At 71.3% G+C, this 23,137-nt stretch carries 24 protein-coding genes and 1 tRNA gene; 16 read left to right on the forward strand and 9 right to left on the reverse strand.

Annotated features, from left to right (window positions below):
- Positions 1-84: 84 nt before the first annotated feature.
- Entirely contained in the window at positions 85-1,290 is a 1,206-nt protein-coding gene (locus JTN19_RS03785; RefSeq protein ID WP_206930580.1) for a glycosyltransferase family 2 protein, read from the forward strand.
- Between the two features lie 3 nt (positions 1,291-1,293).
- On the opposite strand, the gene JTN19_RS03790 is transcribed toward JTN19_RS03785, so the two are convergent.
- Together JTN19_RS03790 and phnF are read right to left on the reverse strand one after the other, a co-directional pair.
- Positions 1,294-2,418, reverse strand: coding sequence for an alpha-D-ribose 1-methylphosphonate 5-triphosphate diphosphatase (locus JTN19_RS03790; RefSeq protein WP_206930581.1), 1,125 nt, complete (start codon positions 2,416-2,418; stop codon positions 1,294-1,296).
- On the reverse strand, positions 2,415-3,170 hold the full coding sequence (gene phnF / locus JTN19_RS03795) for a phosphonate metabolism transcriptional regulator PhnF (RefSeq protein WP_206930582.1): 756 nt from the start codon (positions 3,168-3,170) through the stop codon (positions 2,415-2,417). The genes JTN19_RS03790 and phnF overlap by 4 nt, the downstream gene beginning before the upstream one ends.
- A 62-nt stretch (positions 3,171-3,232) precedes the next feature.
- Here phnF and phnG point away from each other — a divergent pair, with 62 nt between their 5' ends.
- Genes phnG through JTN19_RS03835 form a run of 8 tightly spaced genes read left to right on the forward strand, consistent with a single transcriptional unit; the run spans position 3,233 to position 9,526 of the window.
- Positions 3,233-3,667: a phosphonate C-P lyase system protein PhnG gene (gene phnG, locus JTN19_RS03800; protein ID WP_242530841.1), complete on the forward strand. Its 435-nt coding sequence runs from the start codon at positions 3,233-3,235 to the stop codon at positions 3,665-3,667.
- Between the two features lie 10 nt (positions 3,668-3,677).
- Positions 3,678-4,250 (forward strand): phosphonate C-P lyase system protein PhnH, encoded by a 573-nt coding sequence (gene phnH / locus JTN19_RS03805; protein ID WP_206930583.1) that lies wholly within the window; start codon positions 3,678-3,680, stop codon positions 4,248-4,250.
- A complete protein-coding gene (locus tag JTN19_RS03810) occupies positions 4,250-5,347 on the forward strand; it encodes a carbon-phosphorus lyase complex subunit PhnI (RefSeq protein ID WP_206930584.1) in 1,098 nt (365 codons plus the stop codon). Before phnH ends, JTN19_RS03810 begins: the two co-directional genes overlap by 1 nt.
- Positions 5,344-6,192, forward strand: a complete 849-nt coding sequence (locus tag JTN19_RS03815; RefSeq protein WP_206930585.1) for an alpha-D-ribose 1-methylphosphonate 5-phosphate C-P-lyase PhnJ — start codon at positions 5,344-5,346, stop codon at positions 6,190-6,192. The genes JTN19_RS03810 and JTN19_RS03815 overlap by 4 nt, the downstream gene beginning before the upstream one ends.
- Positions 6,189-6,959: a phosphonate C-P lyase system protein PhnK gene (gene phnK, locus JTN19_RS03820; RefSeq protein WP_206930586.1), complete on the forward strand. Its 771-nt coding sequence runs from the start codon at positions 6,189-6,191 to the stop codon at positions 6,957-6,959. Before JTN19_RS03815 ends, phnK begins: the two co-directional genes overlap by 4 nt.
- Positions 6,960-6,964: 5 nt before the next feature.
- Positions 6,965-7,657 carry a phosphonate C-P lyase system protein PhnL gene (gene phnL / locus JTN19_RS03825; RefSeq protein WP_456315789.1) on the forward strand — a complete coding sequence of 231 codons (693 nt, stop codon included), beginning with the start codon at positions 6,965-6,967 and terminating at the stop codon, positions 7,655-7,657.
- A gap of 37 nt (positions 7,658-7,694) precedes the next feature.
- Positions 7,695-8,858 carry an alpha-D-ribose 1-methylphosphonate 5-triphosphate diphosphatase gene (locus JTN19_RS03830; protein ID WP_206930588.1) on the forward strand — a complete coding sequence of 388 codons (1,164 nt, stop codon included), beginning with the start codon at positions 7,695-7,697 and terminating at the stop codon, positions 8,856-8,858.
- A gap of 2 nt (positions 8,859-8,860) precedes the next feature.
- The gene (locus JTN19_RS03835; protein ID WP_206930656.1) at positions 8,861-9,526 is read left to right on the forward strand and encodes a DUF1045 domain-containing protein; all 666 of its coding nucleotides are present in this window, start codon (positions 8,861-8,863) and stop codon (positions 9,524-9,526) included.
- Positions 9,527-9,531: 5 nt separating this feature from the next.
- On the opposite strand, the gene JTN19_RS03840 is transcribed toward JTN19_RS03835, so the two are convergent.
- Together JTN19_RS03840 and JTN19_RS03845 are read right to left on the reverse strand one after the other, a co-directional pair.
- On the reverse strand, positions 9,532-10,083 hold the full coding sequence (locus JTN19_RS03840) for an EF-hand domain-containing protein (protein ID WP_206930589.1): 552 nt from the start codon (positions 10,081-10,083) through the stop codon (positions 9,532-9,534).
- Between the two features lie 116 nt (positions 10,084-10,199).
- Positions 10,200-10,271, reverse strand: a tRNA-Thr gene (locus JTN19_RS03845).
- A 59-nt stretch (positions 10,272-10,330) separates the two neighbouring features.
- On the opposite strand from JTN19_RS03845, the gene rlmB reads away from it, so the two are divergent.
- From rlmB to JTN19_RS03880, 7 genes are all read left to right on the forward strand, one after another.
- On the forward strand, positions 10,331-11,143 hold the full coding sequence (gene rlmB, locus JTN19_RS03850; RefSeq protein ID WP_206930590.1) for a 23S rRNA (guanosine(2251)-2'-O)-methyltransferase RlmB: 813 nt from the start codon (positions 10,331-10,333) through the stop codon (positions 11,141-11,143).
- A 4-nt stretch (positions 11,144-11,147) separates the two neighbouring features.
- Complete coding sequence (locus JTN19_RS03855) at positions 11,148-11,912, forward strand: 2-keto-4-pentenoate hydratase (RefSeq protein ID WP_206930591.1); 765 nt, start codon at positions 11,148-11,150, stop codon at positions 11,910-11,912.
- Positions 11,913-12,018: 106 nt separating this feature from the next.
- The gene (locus tag JTN19_RS03860) at positions 12,019-12,246 is read left to right on the forward strand and encodes a hypothetical protein (RefSeq protein WP_184383012.1); all 228 of its coding nucleotides are present in this window, start codon (positions 12,019-12,021) and stop codon (positions 12,244-12,246) included.
- A 147-nt stretch (positions 12,247-12,393) separates the two neighbouring features.
- The gene (locus JTN19_RS03865) at positions 12,394-13,953 is read left to right on the forward strand and encodes an ABC transporter substrate-binding protein (protein WP_242530843.1); all 1,560 of its coding nucleotides are present in this window, start codon (positions 12,394-12,396) and stop codon (positions 13,951-13,953) included.
- Positions 13,946-15,007 carry an ABC transporter permease gene (locus JTN19_RS03870; RefSeq protein WP_340643269.1) on the forward strand — a complete coding sequence of 354 codons (1,062 nt, stop codon included), beginning with the start codon at positions 13,946-13,948 and terminating at the stop codon, positions 15,005-15,007. The genes JTN19_RS03865 and JTN19_RS03870 overlap by 8 nt, the downstream gene beginning before the upstream one ends.
- On the forward strand, positions 15,004-15,849 hold the full coding sequence (locus JTN19_RS03875; protein ID WP_206930593.1) for an ABC transporter permease: 846 nt from the start codon (positions 15,004-15,006) through the stop codon (positions 15,847-15,849). Before JTN19_RS03870 ends, JTN19_RS03875 begins: the two co-directional genes overlap by 4 nt.
- Entirely contained in the window at positions 15,846-17,492 is a 1,647-nt protein-coding gene (locus JTN19_RS03880) for a dipeptide ABC transporter ATP-binding protein (RefSeq protein ID WP_206930594.1), read from the forward strand. Before JTN19_RS03875 ends, JTN19_RS03880 begins: the two co-directional genes overlap by 4 nt.
- Positions 17,493-17,497: 5 nt before the next feature.
- On the opposite strand, the gene JTN19_RS03885 is transcribed toward JTN19_RS03880, so the two are convergent.
- From JTN19_RS03885 to JTN19_RS03905, 5 genes are read right to left on the reverse strand one after another with little or no spacing between them, the layout of a single operon-like run.
- Complete coding sequence (locus tag JTN19_RS03885; RefSeq protein ID WP_206930595.1) at positions 17,498-18,364, reverse strand: ABC transporter permease; 867 nt, start codon at positions 18,362-18,364, stop codon at positions 17,498-17,500.
- The gene (locus JTN19_RS03890; RefSeq protein WP_206930596.1) at positions 18,361-19,308 is read right to left on the reverse strand and encodes an ABC transporter permease; all 948 of its coding nucleotides are present in this window, start codon (positions 19,306-19,308) and stop codon (positions 18,361-18,363) included. The genes JTN19_RS03885 and JTN19_RS03890 overlap by 4 nt, the downstream gene beginning before the upstream one ends.
- Positions 19,309-19,311: 3 nt before the next feature.
- Positions 19,312-20,838: an ABC transporter substrate-binding protein gene (locus tag JTN19_RS03895; RefSeq protein WP_206930597.1), complete on the reverse strand. Its 1,527-nt coding sequence runs from the start codon at positions 20,836-20,838 to the stop codon at positions 19,312-19,314.
- On the reverse strand, positions 20,835-21,878 hold the full coding sequence (locus JTN19_RS03900) for an ABC transporter ATP-binding protein (protein WP_206930598.1): 1,044 nt from the start codon (positions 21,876-21,878) through the stop codon (positions 20,835-20,837). Before JTN19_RS03900 ends, JTN19_RS03895 begins: the two co-directional genes overlap by 4 nt.
- A complete protein-coding gene (locus JTN19_RS03905) occupies positions 21,875-22,846 on the reverse strand; it encodes an oligopeptide/dipeptide ABC transporter ATP-binding protein (protein ID WP_206930599.1) in 972 nt (323 codons plus the stop codon). Before JTN19_RS03905 ends, JTN19_RS03900 begins: the two co-directional genes overlap by 4 nt.
- Positions 22,847-23,137 lie beyond the last annotated feature (291 nt).

Below are 23,137 nucleotides of genomic sequence, written 5' to 3' on the forward strand. Positions count from 1 at the left end.
ATGCCTGCCCCTGCGTGACCACGGCGTGAAAGCGCTGTCTCGCTTGCCCTCACATTGCCGGACCGCAGCCCCATATGGGGCCGGATGGATACCGCCACCCACCCCGCCCCAGGCGGCGACACCGAAGCGCCCGGCCTGGAACTGACCATTCTCATGCCCTGCCTCAACGAGGCGGAGACTTTGGCGATGTGCATTCGCGAGGCGCAGGATTTCCTGGCACGCAGCGGCATCGCGGGCGAAGTGCTGGTGGCCGACAATGGCAGCACCGACGGTTCGCAGGAGATCGCGCAGCGGCTGGGGGCCCGCGTGGTCCCCATCACGGAGCGCGGCTATGGCGCGGCGCTGCGCGGCGGAATCGCGGCGGCGCGCGGCCGCTTCGTCATCATGGGCGACAGCGACAACTCCTATGACTTCGCGAACCTCGACGGCTTCGTGGCGGAACTGCGCGCAGGCGCGGACCTCGTCATGGGCAACCGCTTTCGCGGTGGCATCGAGAAGGGCGCGATGCCCTTCCTGCACCGCTACCTGGGCAACCCAGTGCTGAGCTTCATCGGAAGGTTGCTGTTCCGCGTGCCGGCGGGCGACTTCCATTGCGGGCTGCGCGGCTTCTCCCGTGCGCGCATCATGGAGCTAGGCCTGACGACGCCGGGCATGGAGTTCGCCTCCGAGATGGTGGTGCGCGCCGCCCTCGCCCGCTACCGGATCGTCGAGGTGCCCACCCGGCTGCGCCCCGATGGGCGCTCGCGCCCGCCGCACCTGCGGACCTGGCGCGATGGCTGGCGGCATCTGCGCTTCCTGCTGTTCTATTCGCCGCGCTGGCTGTTCCTCTATCCGGGGCTGGCGCTGCTGGGGTTTGGCGCGCTGGTCTCGGGGCTGCTCTTCCCAGGCCCGCTCCGGGTCGCGGGCGTCACCTTCGACATGCACTCCTTCATGGCAGGTTGCCTCGCCGTTCTGGTGGGGCTGCAGGTGGTCACCTTCGCCGTGATCTCGAAGCAGGTGGGGGTGCGGCGCGGCTACCTGCCGCCACCCACCGGGCTGGATGCGCGGCTGCTCGGCCTGCTGAACTTCGAGCGCGGGCTGATCCTGGCCGCCTTCCTGGTGCTGCTGGGTGGCGCGGGCATGGCCGACACGCTGACGGACTGGGTGGGCCGCGGCTTCGGGCCCCTGGAGGATCCACGTTCCCCCCGCCTCTTCCTCGCCTCGATGACGGTGCTGGTGGCGGGCATCCAGCTGGCCTTCACCGCCTCGCTGGCCAGCATCATCGAGATGGCGCAGCCCGCGCGGCGTTAGGCCTCAGCCGAGGCGCGCCGAGGCGGAAGGCGCGATCCAGGCAGGCTCGCCCCCCAGGAAGACGGCCGCGAGTGAACCCTCCGGCGTGACGAGGGCCAGGTCGCCCCGCAGGCCGGGCGCGATCCGCCCACGGTCGGTCAGGCCCAGGGCTCGGGCCGGGTTTTCCGACACCAGCGCCCAGGCCTGCGCCAGCGTCATCGCGCCGCGGGCCGCCATCCGGAAGGGTGCCGCCAGCAGCGCGGGCCAGTGGTAGTCGGAGGCCAGCACCGTCACGAGGCCGCGCTCGGCCAGCGGCGCGGCACTCGCCCAGCCCAGATGGCTGCCGCCGCGCACCACATTGGGCGCGCCCATCACCACGGGCTCGGCATGGGCGCGCGCGTCTTCCGCCACGGCCTCGGCCATGGGGAATTCGCAGATATGGGCGCCGAGGGCGCGGAACTTGGCGCGTTGGTCGAGCGTGGCGTCGTCGTGGCTCAGCATGGGCACCCCCGCCGCGCGGCAGGCGGCGGCCATGCGGGCGCGGCTTTCGGGCACTTCGCCGCGGCGGGACTTGGCGCGCAGCGCCAGCGCCTCGAACTCCGCCTCGCCCACCCCGGCGCGGCCCGCATACTTGCCGAGCTCCTTGGGGTTGGAGAGCTTCTTCACGATGCCGGGTGTGTGGTCGTTGAAACCCAGCACATGCACGCGGCCGGCGGAGATGGCGCCGAGCGCATCAGGCTCGGCGTCCAGGTTGTCGGCCTCGAAGCGCAGATGCACGCGCAGGTCGGCGCCAGGGGGCGGCGCGGCCAGGGCATCCAGCGTGGCGCGGAAGGTCTCGACCGAGCGCAGCCCGGGCTCCCAGGAGAGCGTCACCCCCAGGCACGCCGTGGTGATGCCCGAGGCCAGGCATTGCGCGGCGGCGTCACGCAGCGCGAAGTCCGTGGGGAAGGCCACGCCGGGCCGCGGCTGGATCGCGCGCTCATGCGCGTCGCCATGGATGTCCACCAGGCCCGGCATGACGCACAGGCCCGTGGCGTCGAAGCCCCGCCCCGCCCCGCCCTCGGCGATGACGCCCCCGGACAGATGGACCTCGCCCGGGACGAGCCGGCCCTCGCGCAGCACCTCGCCGCCCGTGATGCGCCAGCTCATGGCTCGACCACCAGCTGGGCGCGGCCGGCGGCATATCGGGTGATGGTGGCGTCCACGGGCTCGCCCTCGCGGTCGATGTTGAGCGCCTCGCTGACCAGGAGCGGGCGGGCACGGGATTGCTGGAGCAGGGCGGCCTCCTCGGCGGTGGGCATGCGGGCGGTGATGCGGGTGGATTTGCGGCGGTAGTCCGGCACGCCACAGGCGGCGAGCGCGCGGGTGATGGAGGCATCCTCGCGCAGCAGGGCCGCCATCTGCGGGAAGCGCTGGGCGGGGAAGTGGTGCAGGCCGATGGCCAGCGGCCTTCCATCGGCCAGGGCCAGGCGCTCCACCTGCAGCACGGTGCGGCCGCGGCGCAGGCCCAACAATTCCGCGATCCGTCCCTCGGGCGGCACCTCCGCCATGCGCAGCACCCGCCCCGCCGGCTCGCGGTTCTGCGCGCGGATGATCTCGCTGAAGCGGGTGCGGGGGCCGAGCGGGTAGTCCAGCACATCCTCGGCCACGAAGCTGCCGCGCCCCTGTTCGATGCGGACGAGGCCCCTGCCCTCCAGCTCCTCCATGGCGCGGCGGATGGTGTGGCGGTTCACGGCGAAGCGGGTGGAAAGCTCGGCCTCCGTGGGCAGGCGCGCGCCCGGGCGGTGCGTGCCGTCGCGGATGGTGGCTTCGAGGCTGGCCGCGATCTGCCGCCACAGCGCGAGCCCCGCGCCGCGCTGGAGGGGATAGGGATCAAGTGTCACGGAAGCTTCAAGCCCCATGGATGTCTGCATGGCGTCATTGGCATTGACCCTGCCGGAAAGATGTGTAGCTGTCTAGACCAATGATGGACCGCCCTTCCTGGATGGCCGTGCTGGCACGGGCTACCGAAGCCGAGATCGAGGCCGCCCTCGCCGGCGCCCCGCCCCTGCCCCCGCACCGCCGCGTGCGCGGCCCCGAGGTGGGGCTGACCATGCTGCGCGGCCGCGCCGGCGGCGATGGCGAAGCCTTCAACCTGAGCGAGGCGACCGTCGCGCGCTGCACCGTGGCGCTGGAGGATGGCACGCTCGGCCATGGCTGGCGGTTGGGCCGCCGCAAGCGCGCCGCCGAATGGGCCGCGGTGCTGGACGCGCTGCTGCAGGACGAGGCACGAAGGGACGCATGGCTGGCACAGGTGGTGATGCCCCTGGCCGAGGCCCAGCGCGCCGCCGCCGCCCGTGACGCCCGCCGCGCCGCCGCGACCGAGGTGCGCTTCGCCACCCTGGCGGCCATGCGATGAGGAGGGGGCGATGAAGCCTGCATTCACCGACCCCGTGCTGGACGCCCAGGCCGGCTTCCGCGCGCTGATGGAGGCCATGGCCCGGCCAGGCTGCGTCCAGCAGGTCATCTCGCCGCCCGACCTGCCCGAAGGGCTGGAACCCGCCGCCGCCGCCGCCATCCTGACGCTGGCCGATGCGGAGACGCCGCTCTGGACCGATGCGGGCGAGGAGGCGCGCGGCTGGATCGCCTTCCACACCGGGGCGCCGCTGGTGGCGGAACCGGCTTCCGCGATGCTGCTGCTGAACACCGGGGCCACCATGCCCGAACTGGCCACGCTGCAAGCGGGCGAGGATGAGACGCCGCAGGACGGCGCCACGCTCATTCGCCAGGTGGCGGGGCTTTCGGAAGGGTCGGGCTGGCGGCTGACGGGGCCGGGCATCGCGCATGAGCACCGCCTCTGCGCCACGGGCATGCCCGCGGATTTCCCCGCGCAATGGCGCGCCAATGCGGCGCGCTTTCCCTGCGGGGTGGATGTGGTGCTCTGCGCGGGTGCGGCCCTGGCCGCGCTGCCGCGCAGCGTGGCGCTCAGGGAGGGTGGCTGATGTATGTCGCGGTCAAGGGCGGCGATGCGGCCATCGCCGCCGCCCATGCCTGGCTGGCCGAGCAGCGGCGGGGCGACAAGGCCCTGCCTGAACTGTCCGCCGCGCAGTTGCAGGAACAGCTGGGCCTCGCGGTGGACCGGGTGATGGCCGAGGGCAGCTGCCACGACCGGGAACTGGCCGCGCTCGCCATCAAGCAGGCGCGTGGCGACCTGATCGAGGCCGCCTTCCTGCTGCGCGCCTACCGCAACACGCTGACCCGCTTCCCGGCGGCGGAGCCGGTGGACACGGGCGCCATGCGCGTGCGCCGGCGCATCAGCGCGACCTACAAGGACATGCCGGGCGGCCAGGTGCTGGGCCCGACCTTCGACTACACCCACCGCCTGCTGGACTTCGCCCTGCTGGCCGAGGGCGAGGCGCCCCTGGCACCCGAGGAGGCCGAGGCCACGGGCGCCCCCATGCCGCGCGTCAGCGAAATCCTGGCGCAGGAGGGGTTGATGCGCCGCGAACCGCCCGGCGACGGCGCCCCGCCGCCCGACCTGACGCGCGACCCCCTGCCCTTTCCCGCCCCGCGCGCCCTGCGCCTGCAATCCCTCGCGCGCGGGGACGAGGGTTTCCTGCTCGGCCTCGGCTATTCCACCCAGCGCGGCTACGGCAACGCCCACCCCTTCGTTGCGGAGCTGCGGATGGGCGAGGTGGAGGTGCTGATCACCCCGCCGGAGCTGGGCTTTCCCATCAGCCTGGGCGAGATCACCGTCACCGAATGCCAGATGGTGAACCAGTTCGCGGGCCGGGCCGACACGCCGCCGCAATTCACCCGCGGCTACGGGCTCTCGCTCGGCCACAGTGAGCGCAAGGCGATGGCCATGGCGCTGGTGGACCGCGCCCTGATGGCGCGCGACCTCGGCGAGGAGGTCACCGCCCCCGCGCAGGACCAGGAATTCGTGCTGCTGCACGCGGACAATGTGGAGGCGACGGGCTTCGTGGAACATCTCAAGCTGCCGCACCACGTGGATTTCCAGAGCGAGCTGGAGAAGCTGCGGAGCATCCGCGCGCGGTGGGAAGCGGCGCGGGATGGCGTGCCGGAGGCCGCGGAATGACCGATCCAGGATATAACTTCGCCTACCTGGACGAGGCGACGAAGCGCATGATCCGTCGCGCGCTGCTCAAGGCCATCGCCATACCTGGCCACCAGATTCCCTTCGGCGCGCGCGAGATGCCGCTGCCCTATGGCTGGGGCACGGGCGGCATCCAGGTCACGGCCAGCATCCTTGGCCCGGACGACACGCTGAAGGTCATTGACCAGGGCGCGGATGACACGACGAATGCCGTCTCCATCCGTCGCTTCTTCCATCGCGTGGCGGGCGTGCAGGTCACGACGCGCACGGCCGAGGCGACCATCATCCAGACCCGCCACCGCATTCCCGAACGCCCGCTGACCGAGGGCCAGGTGATGGTCTTCCAGGTGCCGATGCCCGAGCCGCTGTTCAAGCTGGAACCGCGCCTCGCCGAAACCCGGCGCCTGCACGCGCTGGGCGACTACTCCCTCGCGCAGGTGAAGCTCTACGAGGACATCGCGCGCCAGGGCGAGGGCGGGTCCGCCTACAGCCACCCGGTCATGGTGAACCACCGCTACCTCATGTCGCCCTCGCCCATCCCGGGCTTCGACAACCCGAAGCTGCACATGTCGCCGGCGCTGATGCTGTTCGGCGCGGGGCGCGAGAAGAAGATCTACGCCGTCCCGCCCTATACGAGCGTGGTCAGCCTCGACTTCGACGACCACCCCTTCCGGCCCGTGCGCGCGCCCCATGCCTGCGCGGCCTGCGGCAGCACGACCAGCTACCTGGACGAGATCGTCACCGATGACCGGGGCGGGCGGATGTTCGTCTGCTCCGACACCGACCATTGCGCCGAGAACCAGATGGCGCGGAAGGCCGCGGAATGAGCCCGATCCTGGAAGGCCAGAACCTCGCGCTGCGCTTCGTCGCGGTGCGGGCGCTGGATGATGTGTCGCTTGCCCTCTGGCCCGGCGAGGTGGTGGCCATCGTGGGTGAGAGCGGATCGGGCAAGTCCACCTTGCTGCGCGTGCTGGCGGGGCTCGCGGCACCCCAGGCCGGCCGGGTTCTCTACCACGACGCGGACGGCGCGGCGCAGGATGTCCACGCCCTGCGCGAGGCCGAGCGCCGCACGCTGATGCGCCGCGACTGGGGCTTCGTCCACCAGAATGCCCGCGACGGGCTGCGGATGGGCGTCTCGGCCGGCGGCAATATCGGTGAACGGTTGATGGCGGCCGGCGGCCGGCACTACGGCAATATCCGCACGGCCGCCGCCGAATGGATGGCACGCGTCGAGATGGACCCCGCCCGCATGGACGAGGCCCCGCGCAACTTCTCGGGCGGCATGCAGCAGCGCCTGCAGATCGCGCGCTGCCTGGTGACGCGCCCGCGCCTCGTCTTCATGGACGAACCCACGGGTGGGCTCGATGTCAGCGTGCAGGCGCGGCTGCTGGACCTGATCCGCTCGCTGGTGGCGGAGCTTGGCCTCGCCGTGCTGTTCGTCACGCATGACATCGCCGCCGCCCGGCTGCTGGCGCACCGCATCGTGGTGATGCGCCATGGGCGGATCGTGGAGGAGGGCCTCGCCGACCGCGTGCTGGATGACCCGCAGCACCCCTACACGCAGCTTCTCGTGGCCTCGGTGCTGGCGGCATGAGCGACATGGCATTGGACGTCGGGGCGCTGTCCAAGCGCTTCACCCTGCACCTGCGCGGCGGCGTGAGCTTTCCCGTGCTGGAGGATGCGGCGCTGGTGCTGCGGCCGGGCGAATGCGTGGCGCTGACCGGGCCCTCGGGCGCGGGGAAATCCACGCTGATGCGCTGCATCGCGGGCAATTACGGCGCGGATTCCGGCCATATCCGGCTGCGGCATCGCGGCGCCATGGTGGACCTCGTCACCGCCGATGCGCGATTGATGCGGGAAATCCGGGCCGAGAGCCTCGGCCATGTCTCGCAGTTCCTGCGCGTGATCCCGCGCGTGCCAGCGCTGGAGGTGGTGGCCGAACCCCTGCGCCTCCGCGGCGTCCCGCGCGCCGAGGCCGAAGCCCAGGCCGCCGCCCTGCTGGCGCGCCTGAACCTTCCCGAACGCCTGCACGGCCTGCCGCCCGCCACCTTCTCGGGCGGCGAGCAGCAGCGGGTGAACATCGCCCGCGGCTTCGTGGCCCATTACCCGCTGATGCTGCTGGACGAGCCCACGGCCAGCCTCGACCCCGCCAACCGGGAGGTGGTGATCGCCCTCATCGCGGAGGCAAAGGCCCGGGGCGCGGCCATTCTGGGAATTTTCCATGACAGCGAGGTGCGCGCCCGCGTCGCGGATCGCCTGCATGAGGTGCGGCCGCTAGAAGACGCGGCATGAGCGCCCACATCCACCATACATCCCACAGCGAGGCCCGATGAGCGCCATCCTTCACCGCGCCCCCGCCGCGCGCGAGACCATCCTGACCCATGCGCGCCTCATCCTGCCCGACCAGGAGTTGGACGGCACGCTGGTGCTGCGCGATGGCCTCATCGCCGATGTGCAGCCCGGCCGCGCCCACCACCCCTCCGCCGTGGATTGCGGCGGCGAGGTGCTGATGCCCGGCGTCGTGGACGTGCACACCGACAACCTGGAACGCCAGGTGATGCCGCGCAGCAACGCCCGCTGGCCCTCGCGCTCGGCCTTCCTCAGCCATGACGCGCAATGCGCGGTGGCGGGCGTGACGACGGTGCTGGACGCGCTCTGCCTGGGCGATCTCGGCTTCGACGTGGAGCGCGGCAAGACCTTCGAGGACGGGGTGCGCGACATCACCGCGCTGACCGCTGAGGGCGTGCTGAAGGTGGAGCACCTGCTGCACCTGCGCTGCGAATTGCCCGCGGCTGACATGCCCGTGCTGCTCGACCCGGTGGCCGAGCACCCGCTGGTCGCCATGGTCAGCCTGATGGACCATTCGCCGGGTGTGGGCCAATACCGCGACCTGGTGCGCTATCGTGCGATGCGCCTCAGGACCACGCGGATGAACGAGGCGCAGATCGAGGCGCGCATCGCCGAACTGCTGGAGCAACGGGCCCGGCTGCGCGAACCCCAGCGCCGCATGGTGCTGGACCGCTTCGCCGGCCGTGGCGTGCCGCTGGCCAGCCATGACGACGAAATGCCGGCCGAAGTCGCGCGCAATGCGGCCGACGGCATCATGGTCAGCGAATTCCCGGTGACGATGGAAGCGGCGGCCGAGGCCGCGCGGCTGGGCGTCGCCGTCATCGCCGGCGCGCCCAACATCGTGCGCGGCGGTAGCCATTCGGGCAATGTGGCCGCCATGGACCTGGTCCGTGCCGGCGCCGTGGACGTGCTGGCCAGCGACTACGTGCCCCCCGCGCTGATCGAGGCCGCCTTCGCCATGGCGGAGGTCACGGGCCTGCCCGCCGCCATCGCCACCATCACCGCCAACGCCGCCGACATGTGCCGCCTGCAGGATCGCGGGCGGCTGGCGGCCGGGCAACGCGCCGACATCGTCCGCGTGCTGCCGCACCAGGGCATTCCCGTCATCCGCGCGGTGTGGCGCGGCGGGGAGCGGGTGGCGTGACGATGCGCGCCGCCCTCTACTGGGCGCCCGAGCTGGACGACCCTCTGCACGCGGCCGGCAGCACCTGGCTGGGGCGCGATGCCGAGACGGGGGCCACCCTGCCCCAGCCTCCCGTCCCCGACCTGCATGCCATCACGGCCGATGCGCGGGGCTATGGGCTGCACGCGACGCTGAAGCCGCCCTTCCGCCTCGCCACCTCCTATGCCGCGCTGCGCGAGGATGCGGCCGCCTTCGCGGCCCGCATGGCGCCCTTCGAGCTGCCGCCGCTGGCGGTGATGGATTTGAAGGGCTTCCTGGCCCTGCGGGAGATCGCCCCCTGCCCGGCGCTGCGCGCGCTGACCGATGGCGCGGTGGCCGCGCTGGACGCCCATCGCGCCCCGCCCACGGAGGAGGAGCTTGCACGGCGCCGCAAGGCCGGGCTCTCCGCCCGGCAGGAGGCGATGCTGGCGCGCTGGGGCTACCCCTATCTGGAAGAGGATTGGCAGTTCCACGTGACGCTGACGCGCCGCCTCACGCCCGAGGAAACCGCAGTGGTGCGCCCGGCGGCCGCGGCGCATTTCGCAACCGTGGCCGGCCGGGCGCGGCGGGTGCGCGAGGTCTGCCTGTTCACCCAGGCCGGCCCCGGCGCCCCCTTCCTGATCGCCGAGCGCCTGGCGCTCGGCGGGTAGCTGCCTTACCGCGTGGCGGGGGCGGTCGGCGCCCCCGGCTGGCCGGGGCCGCGGCCCTCGCCGCGCGCGCGCCGCTGGGGCAGTTCGTCACGGGTGATGGCGCCATCGCCATTCGCATCCGCCATGCGGAAGCGCATCTCGGCGGGGGCGCGCATCTCCTCCAGCGTCACGACGCCGTCGCGGTTGGCGTCGAGGCCGCGGAACATGGCGGCGCGGTGCTGCTGCATCCGCTCGGCGCGCGGGCCGGTGGCCTGGCCCCGGCCTTCCTGCTGCTGGCGGCCCTGACGCTGCGGATACATGTTGGCGAACTCCTCCGGCGTCAGCCCGCCGCTGCGGTCGGCATCCGCGGCCTGGAAGCGCTGCGTGACGACGCCCCAGGCCTCGTCCCAGGTGATGCGGCCGTCATTGTTGGTGTCGAGCTGCTGGAACATGCGGGCGCCCGGACCACCGCCCGGACCCGCGCCGGGGGCGGGCTGGGCGAAGGCGACGCCACCCGCGAGCAGGCCGGCGCCCAGGATGGCGGCACCGAACAGGGAGGGAATGCGAAACTGGGCCATGGTGGTCTCCTCAAATCCGGGCGGAATGTTCCGTCCGATGAGCAGACCATGCACCCCCATTGTAACGCCCGCGTGGCGAAGCCGGCCCAGGGAGGTGAGGAAATGTGACCGTGCCCTGCCGGGTGTCGGGATTGAACCGACGACCTACCGCTTACAAGGCGGTTGCTCTACCGCTGAGCTAACCCGGCCAGGCGCGTCCTTCTACGGCAGGGGGCCATGGGTTGTCAGCAGGCGACGGGCGGGCTTCATGGGGGTCATGCGCCCCAACCGCCCATCGCCGCGCCCGCGCGGCCCCGCCGCCCATCGCCCGCCCCCCCAACGTGCGGCCGAGGGTTCCAGGGGCGGGGCCGAGGGCGTCTGGCTGCACGGCCTGCACCCGGTCGCCGCCGCCCTGGCCAACCCCGCCCGCCGCCTGCGCCGCCTGCTGGTGACGCGCGAGGCCGAGCGCGAATTGGCTGAGCGGGTGCCCAACCCCTGGCGCATCACGCCCGAACTGGTGGAGCGGGACCGGCTGGCGGCGCTGCTGCCGCCCGAATCCGTCCACCAGGGCGCGGCCCTGCTGGTCGAACCGCTGCCCACGCTGTCGCTGGAGAAGGTGCTGGAAGGCTCGACCGGGCCCGTGCTGGTGCTGGACCAGGTGACCGACCCGCGCAATGTCGGCGCCATCCTGCGCTCAGCCGCCGCCTTCGGCGCGGCGGCGATGGTGATGCAGGACCGCCATGCCCCGCAGGAGACGGGCTCGCTCGCCCGCGCCGCCTCGGGCGCGCTGGAGGTCGTGCCCATCCTGCGGGAGGTGAACCTCTCCCGCGCCCTGCAGGCCCTGAAGAAGGCCGGGCTCTGGGTGGTGGGGCTGGAGGCGGCGGGGCCCGTCACCCTCGCGCAATCGGGCTTGCAGGGGCGGCGCGTCGCGCTGGTGCTGGGGGCCGAGGGCGAGGGGCTGCGGCGCCTGACACGCGAGAATTGCGACGAGCTGGTCCGCCTGCCCATCATGCCCGCGATGGAAAGCCTGAACGTCTCGGCCGCCGCGGCCGTGGCACTTTATGAACTGGTGAGGGAATGACCGAATGAGCGATGCCGCCGCCATGATCCTCGACGCCTGGCGCGCCAAGCGGGTGTTGGCCCCGCTGGGAAGCGCCGCCCCCCGCACGGAGGCCGAGGGCTATGCCGTGCAGCGTCGCGTGGCCGAGGCCCAGGGCGCCATTCCGCCCGCCGGCTTCAAGATCGGCGCCACCACGCGGCAGATGCAGGAGATCCTGGGTCTGGGCGGGCCGGCCGCGGGCTTCGTCCCGGCCAGCTCCATCAACGCCGATGGGCTGAGCGTCGCCTACGCCGATTTCCTGAATGCCGGCGTGGAGTGCGAGGTGGCGGTGCGACTCGGCCGCGACATGCCCGCCCGCCCCACCACCCGCGAGGCCGCGGCCGAGGCGGTGGCCGAGGTCTTCGCCGCCATCGAGATCGTGGAAAAGCGCTATGGCGACCTGGGACAGCTTGGCACCCCCACGCTGATCGCGGACCAGGTGTTCCATGCCTCGGGCGTGCTGGGCGCGCCGGTCGGGGATTGGCGCGCGCTGGACCTGGGCGCCGCGCGGGGCGAGCTGCGCGTGGACGGCCAGGTGCGCGGGTCGGGCTTCGGGCGGGACCTGCTGGGCCATCCGCTGGAGGCGCTGGCCTGGCTCGCGGGCTCGGGCGCGGCACGGGAATTCGGCGGGCTGAAGGCGGGCCAGGTGGTGTGGCTGGGCTCGGTCACGCCGCCCATCTGGCTGGATGGGCCCTGCGCGGTGGAGGTGGAGTTCGACCTGCTGGGCCGGGTGACGCTGCGCCTCACCTGAGGCGCATTTACCCCCTGTTAAGGTTTTGCGGGGGATAAGGGCGCAATCGGCCGAACCGGCCCGCGTGACCAGCCGCCAGAAGGGCGGGCAGCAGGAATAGCCCCCCATGTCTTCGCCGGACTGGAAGCATTTGCCCGACGAACTCCAGCTCGTCCTCGCGCGCGAAGCCCTTCGCCGCGCCGCGGAAACCCTGGCCGAACATGCCGAGCTCCTGGCCTTCGAGATGGAGGGCGGCATGTTGCAGGACCGCGGCGGGCCGGATGCGCTGCGCCTCTTCGCCTCCGTGGTGCGGGCCACCAGCACCGACAGCCTGGGGCCGGTCGGCCACGCCTGAGGGCCCCCGCCCTTGCTTGTGCTTCCGCCCGACAACGTCCTAACCTCCGCACCGGGAGTTCGACGCCACGCACCGGCCACGCACCGGAGGTGGACGAGCATGGAATTCAATCGGAGACAGGGCCTCGCCGCCGCGGGCGGACTTGCCATGGGCGCAACCCTGCCCGCGGGCGAGGCCTCGGCCCAGACGCGCGCCGAGACGCTGCGCTATGTGACGGGCAACACCGTCAACTCGCTCGACCCGAGCGTGCCCGGCTCCACGCGCGAGAGCTTCGGCCTCAGCATGAACGTCTACGACCGTCTGGCCGCCTTCGGCCGCAAGCGGCTGGGCGACAACTGGGTCTTCGACCACAACGAGATCCGCGGCGAGTTGGCCGAGCGCATTGACCGCAGCCCCGATGGCCGCACCTTCACCTTCCACATCCGGCAGGGGGCCACATGGCATGACGGCACGCCCGTCACCGCCGAGGATGTGAAGTGGTCGCTGGACCGCGCCGTCTCCGCGCGTTCGCTGGCGCCGCCGCAGATGTCCACGGGCTCCATCACCAGCCCCGACCAGTTCCGCATCGCGGGGCCGCGCGTGGTGGAGATGATGGTGGAGCGGCCGGACCGCTTGGCGCTGTCCAACATGTGCGTGCCCTACGCCATCATGATCAATTCCACGCTCGCCAAGCGCCACGCCACCACGGACGACCCCTGGGCGCTGAACTGGCTGAAGGACAACTCGGCCGCCGGCGGCGCCTATATCGTCGAGCAGCACCGGCCGGGTACCCAGACCATCCTGCGCCGCAACGACAACTGGCGCGGCGGCGAGCAGCCGGGCTTCCGCCGCGTCATCGTGCAGACCGTGCCCGAGGTGGCGACGCGCGCGAACTTGGTGGAACGCGGCGATGCCGACCTCTCCATTGATCTGCAGCCGAGCGATGTGGCCGCACTCGCGCAGCGCGGGCGGGTGAAGGTGGTCTCGGTGCCGCAGACCAATGGCTTCACGCACATCTCCATGAACAACACCATGGCGCCCTTCGACGATGTGAAGGTGCGCCAGGCCATCGCCGCCGCCCTGCCCTACCAGGACATGTTCCAGGCGGCGCTGTTCAGCCGCGGCCGCGCGCTGTTCGGCGCGGATTGGACCACGACGCCGCCCAATTCCGACTTCCCGCAGCCCATGCCGCTGCACACCAACCTCGAGCGCGCGCGCGAATTGCTGCGCGAATCGGGGCACCCGAACGGGTTCTCGACCACCTTCACCATCGGCACGGGCGTCTCGGCCTGGGCGGAGCCGATGGCGGCGCTGATGAAGGAATCGCTCGCGCGGATCAACATCAACGTGGACATCCGCAAGCTGCCCGACGCGCAGTTCAACACCGGCCAGGCCGAGCGCACCCTGCCCTTCTACACCGAGGGCGGCACCGCCTGGCTGCCGGCGCCGGACTACTTCTTCCGCCTCTACTTCACGCGGCCGCAGCGCTGGAACTTCGCCAGCTTCAACAACGAGGAAATCAACGCGCTGACACGCGAGGCGCAGTTCGAGACGGACGCCGCCCGCTACGACGCAGCCTGCAAGCGCATGATCGAGATCCTCGCCGCCGAGGTGCCCCTCATCCTCGCCTGGCAGCCGCTGCATGAGGCGGTGATGGCCCGCAACGTGGACGGCTACACCTACTGGTTCTACCGCCAGGCGGATTTCCGCGACCTCAAGCGTGTCTGAGATCGCGGCACCCGCGCCGCGCGGGGGAAAATGGGGCGCGGTGGGGCGGCGGGTGGGCGTGCGCCTGCTCTCCGCCGTGCCGGCGCTGTTCGGCGTGCTGGTCTTCACCTTCCTGCTGATGCGCGTCCTGCCCGGAGACCCGGCGGTCTTCTTCGCCGCCGGCGCCAACGCCGGCCAGGCCGAGATCGACATTGTGCGCGAGCAGATGGGCCTGGACCGGCCCATGCATGAGCAGCTGGTGCGCTACCTCTGGGACATCACCCGGGGCAACCTCGGCAATTCCATGACCACGGGGCAGCCCGTGCGGACGGATCTGGTCGAGCGGCTGCCGGCCTCGCTGGAACTCACCTTCTCGGCGTTGCTGCTGGCGTTGAGCCTCGCACTCCCGCTGGGCATCGTGGCGGCGCTGCGGCCGGGCACGCTGGTGGACCATGTCGTGCGCTTCCTCTGCACGCTGGGCGTCTGCGTGCCGACCTTCGTCTCCGGCCTGCTGCTGATCTATGTCTTCTACTATTTGCTGGCCTGGGCGCCGGACCCGACGGGGCGGCTCGACATTTTCGCGGCCACGCCGCCCGAGATCACGGGCTTCCTGCTGGTGGACTTCGCGCTGGTGCGGGACTGGGAAGGATGGCGGGCGGCGGCGGGGCAATTGATCCTGCCGGCGTCCACCATGGCGCTCTTCGTGCTGGCGCCGCTGGCGCGGATGACGCGGGCCTCCATGCTGGCGGTGCTGGGCAGCGATTTCGTGCGGACGGCGAAGTCCCTCGGGCTGTCGCATTGGCGCATCATCGTGGTCTATGCGCTGCGGAACGCGCTGCTGCCGGTGCTGACCATCTCGGGCATCGTCTTCTCGACCATGCTGGGCGCCAATGTGCTGGTGGAGAAGGTCTTCTCCTGGCCGGGCGTCGCCTCCTACGCGCTCGACGCGCTGCTGGCCTCGGACTACGCGCCGGTGCAGGGCTTCGTGCTGCTGATGGCGACCATCTTCGTCATGGTGAACCTGTTGATCGACATTCTCTATGGCGTGGCTGACCCCCGGGCTTCGGTGGCATGAGCGCCACCTTGCGCCATGTGGGCTGGGTGCTGCGCGGCAACCTGGTGACGGCCGCGGCGGCCACGGGGGCCACGCTGCTGATCCTGGTGGCCTTCCTGGCCCCCTGGCTTGCGCCCTACGACCCCATCGCCTCCAACGTGCCCAACGCGCTGCAACCGCCGAGTGCGGCGCATTGGGCGGGCACCGACCAGCTGGGCCGGGACGTGTTCAGCCGCATCCTCTACGGGACGCGCGTGGACCTCGCCATCGCGTTTTCCGCGGTCAGCCTTTCCTTCGTGATCGGCGCGGTGGTGGGCAGTTTCTGCGGCTATGTGGGCGGCACGCTGGACCGCGTGGTGGGGCGGCTGGTGGACGTGCTGATGGCCTTCCCGCTCTTCGTGCTGGCGATGGCGCTGGTGGCGGCTTTGGGCAATTCCATCGAGAACATCATCCTCGCCACCGCCTTCATCAACCTGCCCTTCTACATCCGCTTCGCCCGCGCGGAGGTGAATGTCCGCCGCAACCTGGGTTGGGTGGAGGCCGCGCGCGCCTCGGGCGACAGCGACCTCTCGGTGGTGCTGCGCTTCCTGCTGCCCAATGTGCTGCCGGCCATGGCGGTGCAGATCTCGCTGAACCTCGGCTGGGCGATATTGAACGCGGCGGGGCTTTCCTTCATCGGGCTCGGCATCACGCCGCCCACGCCGGAATGGGGCATCATGGTCGCCGAGGGCGCGCGTTTCATCACCTCCGGCCAATGGTGGCTGGTGGTCTTTCCCGGCCTGGCGCTGATGCTGTCGGTGCTGTGCTTCAACCTGCTGGGCGATGGCTTGCGCGACATCCTCGACCCCAGGATGCGGACATGACCGCGCCGCTGCTCGAGGTCGAGGACCTTCACATCCGCTTCTCCACCAGGCGCGGGCCGGTGGACGCGGTGCGCGGCGTCTCCCTGCAACTGGCGCCTGGCGAGACGCTGGGCGTGGTGGGCGAGAGCGGCTCGGGCAAGTCGGTCACGGCCTATGCGGTCACGCATCTGCTCGACCGCGCGGGGAGCATCACGCAGGGGCGCATCCGCTTCCGCGGTCGCGACATCACCCGCGCCGGGCGGCACGAACTGCGCGAGCTGCGCGGCAGTGCCATGTCCATGATCTTCCAGAACCCGCGCGGGGCGCTGAACCCCATCCGCACCGTGGGACGCCAGATCGGCGATGTGCTACGTGCGCACAACCAAGTGTCCGCGGCCGAAGCCAGGGCGCGCGCGCTCGATCTGCTGCGCGCCGTGCTGATCCGTGACCCGGAGGGCAATCTCGACGCCTATCCGCACGAACTCTCGGGCGGTATGTGCCAGCGCGTGATGATCGCCATGGCGATCGCCTGCGAACCCGCGCTGATGATCGCGGACGAGCCTACCACAGGCCTCGACGTCACCACGCAGAAGACGGTGATGGACCTGCTGGCCCGCATCACGGCCGAGCGCGGCATGGCCATGATCCTGATCACGCATGACCTCGGCCTCGCCGCGCAATATTGCCGCCGCGTGGCGGTGATGGAGCGTGGCCTGGTGGTGGAGGAAGGCGCGGCGGCGCGGCTGTTCCAGGCGCCGTCCCATCCCTACACGCGCCGGCTGATCGCGGCCTCGCCCACCCGCACCTCCACCGTGGCCGACCTGGTGGAGGGCGACTCCCCTCCCCCGCCGCGCCGCATGCCCCGCGCCCCCGGCACGCCGCCGCTGCTGGAGGTGCAGGGGCTGTCCAAGCAATATGCCCGCACCCGCGCGGTGGATGATGTCTCCTTCACGCTGGAGCCCGGCGAGAGCCTCGGCCTGGTGGGCGAAAGCGGCTCGGGCAAGAGCACCATCTCGCGCCTGATCTGCCGGCTGATCGACCCCTCGGCGGGCGAGATCATCTTCGACGGCCACTCCATCGCGGCCACCCCCGCACGGCATTTCCACAAGGCGCCGCAGCGGCGTGACATCCAGATCGTTTTCCAGGACCCGACGGACAGCCTCAACCCGCGCTTCAGCGCCTTCGACAGCATCGCCCACCCGCTGCGCCGGCTGGACCGCCTGCCATCCGAGACCGCGCTGCGCGCCCGTGTGGAGGAATGCGCCGAACGCTGCGGCCTGCCGCGTGACCTGCTAGACCGTTTCCCGCACCAGCTCTCGGGCGGGCAGAAGGCGCGGGTGGGCATCGCGCGCGCCATCGCCACGCGCCCGCGCCTGCTGGTGCTGGACGAGCCGACGGCGGCGCTGGATGTCTCGGTGCAGGCGGTGATCCTGAAGCTGCTGGACGACCTGCGGCGCGAGGATGGGTTGGGCTATCTCTTCGTCAGCCACGATCTCAACGTGGTGCGGATGATGTGCGAGCGCACCATCGTCCTGCGCCAAGGCCGCATCGTGGAACAGGGACCGAGCGCCGCCCTCTTCGCCGCACCCCAGGCCGACTACACGCGGGAACTACTGGCTGCCATCCCGCATTTCGACCCGGAGGCCATGCGGGAGCCGGCCTGAGCCGGCTACTTGCGATCCGACCGCGGGTCCAGCGCGTCGCGCAGCCCATCCCCCGCCAGGTTGAAGGCCAGCACCACCAGGAAGATGGCAAGCCCCGGGAAGATGGCGAGCCAGGGCGCCTGCGTCAGGAAGCGTTGCGCCGAGTTCAGCATGGAGCCCCAGGACGGGTCCGGCGGCTGCATGCCGAGGCCCAGGAAGGACAGCGAGGCCTCGGCGATGATGGCCTCCGCGATGGAGAGCGTGGCCTGCACCATCAGGGGCGGCACGATGTTGGGCGCCACATGCACGATGGCCGTGCGCCAGGGCGGGTTGCCCAGGGCGCGCGCGGCCTCCACCCAGTCGGTGGACATGGCCTCCAGCGCCATGCCGCGCGCCAGTCGGACAAAGACCGGCGAGGCAGAGATGGCGATGGCGAGCATCGCATTCTCCAACGCCGGTCCCAGGAAGGCCGCGAGCGCGATGGCCAGGATGAGGAAAGGCACGGACAACATGGCATCCGCGATGCGCGAGATCACCGCGTCCACCCAGCCGCCCGCCATGCCCGCCAGCAGCCCGATCGGCACGCCCATGATGACCGCGCCCAGCACCGCCAGCACGCCCGCCATCAGCGAGGCGCGCGCGCCCCAGATGACGCGCGAGAGCACGTCGCGCCCATTCTCGTCCGTGCCGAACCAATGCGCGGCGGAGGGTGCCTGGCGGATGGCGGACCAGGAGGTCTGGTTCGGGTCCTGTGGCGCCAGCAGCGGCGCGAAGGCCGCCACCAGCACGAAGAGCACCACCACGACGAGGCCCGCCATGGCGAGGCGGTGCCGCAGGAAGCGGCGGATGGCGCGTTGCGTGGGGCTTTCGCCCGCCTGGATCACGGCACTCATGCGCGGCGCAGCCTCGGGTTGATGGCCATGTAGAGGATGTCCGCCAGCAGGCTCAGCAGGACGAAGATGAGGGCGGTGGCCAGCACCACCCCCTGCACCACCGGGTAGTCGCGGTTGAACACCGCATCCACCACCAGCTTGCCGAAGCCCGGGATGGAGAAGATCTGCTCGGTCAGGACCGCGCCCGAGAGCAGGCGGCCGAACTCGATCGTGCCGAGCGTCACGACCGGGATCAGCGCGTTGCGCAGCGCGTGCTTCCACACCACCACGCGCTCGCGCAGGCCCTTGGCGCGGGCGGTGCGGACGTAGTCCTGGCTCATCGCACCCAGCATGGCGGCACGGGTGTGGCGCATCAGCACGCCGGCGACACCGGTGCCGAGGACGAAGGCCGGCATGATGGTGGTGGCGATGGACTGCCAGAAATCCTCGGTGATCGGCACATAGCCCGAGGGCGGCAGCCAACCGAGCTGCACGCTGAACAACAGGATCATCAGGATGCCCAGCCAGAAGTTCGGCATGGAAATCCCGAACAAGGCCGCGCCATTGGCCGCCCAGTCGGCCGGCTGGTCCTTCCGCACCGCGGAGAGGATGCCGAGCGGCACACCGATCAGCACCGCGATGATGAAGGCCATCAGCCCCAGTTGGAAGGTGACAGGCAGCTTCTCCAGAATGAGTTCCGAGACCGGCACCCGGATACGCCAGGAGAAGCCGAAATCGCCCTGCAGCACCCGGCCCATCCAGGCCAGGTATTGTTCATGGAGGGGGCGGTCCAGCAGCAGCTCGGCGCGGATCTGCGCCAGCACCTGCGGGTCGCCCCGCTCCTCGCCCGCGAGGATGAGCGCGGGGTCGCCGGGCATCAGCTGCTGCAGCCCGAAGATCATCACGGAGAGGATGAGCAGGGTGGGGATGATCTGCCCCACCCGCCGCAGCAGCCAGATGCCCATGGGTCAGTTCAGCCGCAGGCCCTGGACCCGGATCATCCCATCCGGCACCGGCACATAGCCCTGCAGCCGCGTGGAGTGGATGAAGATGTTCTTCCGGTGCCAGAGATACATGCGCGCACGGTCCTGCCGCAGCGCCACCTGGTTCAGCTGCGCGTAGAGCTGGCGGCGGCGGTCCGCGTCCAGCTCCACCCGGGCGGCGTCGAGCAGGCGGTCGGCCTCGGGGTTGCTGTACTTGCCATCATTGGCCGGGCCGCGACTGTGGACGAAGGTGTAGATGTTGCCGTCCGGGTCCACGCGGCCCGACCAGCCGAGCAGATAGGTCTCGAACTCGCCCCGCGTCGCCGCCTGGAGGGAGGAGGCGAATTCCATGGCGTTGATGCGCAGCTCGAAGCCCGCCTCGCGCACCATGGCCTGGATCACCTCGCCCACCTGGCGAAGGTCCGGGTTGTTGGGGACCGTGAGTTCCACGCGCACGGGCGTCTGCACGCCGGCCTCGCGCAGCAGCTGGCGGGCGCGGGCAACGTTGCGCGCCTCCGGCTGGAAGTCGCGGATGTGGAAGGGGTTGGCGGGCGGCACGGCCTGGGCGGTCGGCGTATAGGCGCCGCTGTAGACCACCTGATTGATGGCCGCGCGATCAATGGCCAGTTCGAAGGCCTCGCGCACGCGGGGGTTCTGACCGAAGGGCGTCTGGGCGCGGGCGCCGTTGTTCAGGTTGTAGGTGATGCCCTGGTAGCCGAGCTCCGGCACCTGCACCACGCGCAGGCGGTTGTTGCGGGCCACCATCTCGACATGGTCGGGCTCCATCCGCTCGGCGAATTCCACGGCACCCGACTGCACGTTCGCGATGCGGGCGTTGTTATCCGGGATGGGCAGGTAGGTGATGCGGTCGAGGTGGATGACGGAGGGGTTCCAGTAGTCGGCGAAGCGCTCCACCACGATGCGGCTCTGCGCCACCCGCTCCACGAAGCGGAAGGGGCCGGCGCAGACGGGGCGCAGGCCGAAGTCGCGCCCGGCGGCCTCGGCGGCGCGCGGGCTCAGAATCATGCCCGAGCGGTCGGTCAGCACCGAGAGAAAGGCCGCGGAGGGCGCGCGCAGCGTGATGCGCACCGTCAGCGGGTCCACCGCCTCGGCCTTCTCCATGCCGGCCAGCTCACTGCGGCGGAAGCTGCCCTGGAAATTGGCGTGGCGGTTCAGCGAATAGACCACGGCCTCCGCGTCCATCCGCTCCCCGTCATGGAAGCGCACGCCGTCGCGCAGCGTGATGATGAGGGTGGTGGGGTTCTCCCAGCGATAGCCAGTGGCGAGCTGGGGCACCACCTCCAGCTGCTCATTGATGTCGAACAGCTTGTCGCAGAGCGAGGCAAAGACGATGCGCCCGACATAGGTGCGGGCCAACGTCGGGTCGAGGATGTCCGGGTCCTCGCGCAGGGCGATGCGGAGGTGCTGCTGGGCGGCGGCGGGCTGGGCCGCGAGCCCGGTGCCGAGCGCGACCCCCACGGCCAAGGCCGCGGCGACGAAATGGCGTCTCATGCTGTTTCTCCCTGTGATGAGGCCGGCTGGAAAAAGGATTGCAGGTGCAGCAGCCGTGCATCGGGCGCCATGCGGGGGGCGGGCGCGGGCACGGGCACGGGCGGCAGGCTGTCGGCGAAATGGCAGGCGACGCCACCCACCAGCGCCGGCATCTCGGCCGCGCAGCGCGCCTCGGCATGCGGGCAACGCGTGCGGAAACGGCAGCCGGAGGGGGGGGCGATGGGGCTCGGCACATCGCCCGCGATGGGCGCGCCGCCGCCATGGCCCGGAATGGCCGCGAGCAGCGCGCGGGTATAGGGGTGGCGCGGGTTGGCGAAGATCTCCGCCACGCTACCCTCCTCCACGATCTGGCCGAGATACATCACCGCCACCCGGTTCGCGAGGTGACGCACCACGCCGAGGTCATGGCTGATGAGCACGAAGGTGAGGCCGAGGTCGCGGATCAGATCGGAGAGCAGGTTCACCACCTGCGCCTGCACCGAGACATCCAGCGCGGACACTGGTTCGTCGCCGATGATGAGGCGCGGGCGCGAGGCCAGCGCGCGCGCGATGGCGATCCGCTGGCGCTGGCCGCCGCTGAACTCGTGCGGCCAGCGGCGCGCGTGCTCGGGGCGCAGGCCGACCCGCTCCAGCAACGATGCCACCTCCGCGCGTTCCTGCGATGGCGGGACGATGCCATGCAGGCGCAGGGGTTCGGCCACCGCCGCCTCCACCGTCATGCGCGGGTCGAGGCTGCCGAAGGGGTCCTGGAAGATGATCTGCATCTCTCGCCGCCGCGCGCGCAACGCGCGTGGCGAGAGGGTGCCGAGGTCCTCGCCCGAGAAGCGCACCTGGCCGCTGTCGGGCGTGATGAGGCGCAGCATGACGCGGCCCAGCGTGGACTTGCCGCAGCCGCTCTCGCCCACGATGGCCAGCACCTCGCCCGCCGCGACCGAAAGCGTCACGCCATCCACCGCGCGGACCGCGCCGCGGGAACGGCCCATGCCGTCGCGCACGGGGAAGTGCTTCACGACGCTGGAAAGGGTCAGCAGGTCGCTCATGCCGCGAGGCTCGCTTCCAGCGGCGCGCGGTGGCAGGCCACGCCATGCTCCGCGCCGAGGGCGGTCAGCGCCGGCGCCTCGGTCTCGCAGCGTGCGATGCGGAAGGGGCAGCGGGGCGCGAAGCGGCAGCCCGGCGGTGGGGTGCGGAGGTCGGGCACCGTGCCCTCGATGGAAGCGAGCAGCGCCGTGGGCGAGGCTGCCGAAGGCCGGGCCCCCAGCAGGCCGATGGTGTAGGGATGCTCCGGTCGGGCGAAGAGCTGCGCGGCGGGCGCGTGCTCCACCACCCGCCCGGCATACATGACCGCCACGTGGTCCGCATGGTCGGCCACCACGCCGAGGTCATGGGTGATGAGCAGCACGGCCGTGCCCGTCTCGCGCTTCAACTCGTCCAGCAGGGCCAGGATCTGCGCCTGCACCGTGACGTCCAGCGCGGTGGTGGGCTCGTCCGCGATCAGCAGCTTGGGGCGGCAGGCCAGCGCCATGGCGATCATGACCCGCTGGCGCATGCCGCCGCTCATTTCATGCGGGTATTGCCGGGCGCGGCGCGCGGCGTCGGGGATGCGCACGCGCTCCAGCATGGCCACCGCCTCACGCGCCGCCTCGGCTTTGGAAATGGCGCGGTGGGCGCGGATGGCCTCCGCCACCTGGTCACCCGCGGTGAAGGCGGGGTTCAGGCTGGTCATGGGTTCCTGGAAGATCATGGCGACGTCGCCGCCGCGCAGCCGGCGCATCTCGTCCGCGGCGAGGCCCAGCAATTCCTGTCCGGAGAGGCGCACCGCGCCACCCACCTGCGTGCCCTCGGCCAGCAGCCCGATGATCGCAAGCGCGGTGGCCGACTTGCCGCAGCCGGACTCGCCCACCACGGCCAGGGTCTGTCCCGCGCCGACACGGAGCGAGAGCCCGTCCACCGCCTTCAACCCATTGGGGAAGCGGATGGAGAGGCCCGCCACATCCAGGACAGGCGTCACTGGCCGGCCCCTCCAGGCAGGGGGCCGCACAACAGCCTTGCTTGCAATCTCATCTCCCGCGGGCTTGTGCCCTGCGTCTCTCCCGGACGACCAGATATGGCGCAGCCGCCCAGGGCTGGCAAGCCGGCGTCCTGCCTCAGGCCAGGCTGTCGAACCAGCGCCTCCACTCGGCGGCGCCGCGGCATGGGTGCCCCTGTGGCTGGTGGGACAGTGTCACGCCACGCCCACGGCCGCGTCGTCCCATTGCAACATTCAGCTGGACCACTGCGCCATGACATCCGTGCCGATGCG

It is taken from the genome of Roseococcus thiosulfatophilus, assembly GCF_017311575.1.
Taxonomy (GTDB): domain Bacteria; phylum Pseudomonadota; class Alphaproteobacteria; order Acetobacterales; family Acetobacteraceae; genus Roseococcus; species Roseococcus thiosulfatophilus.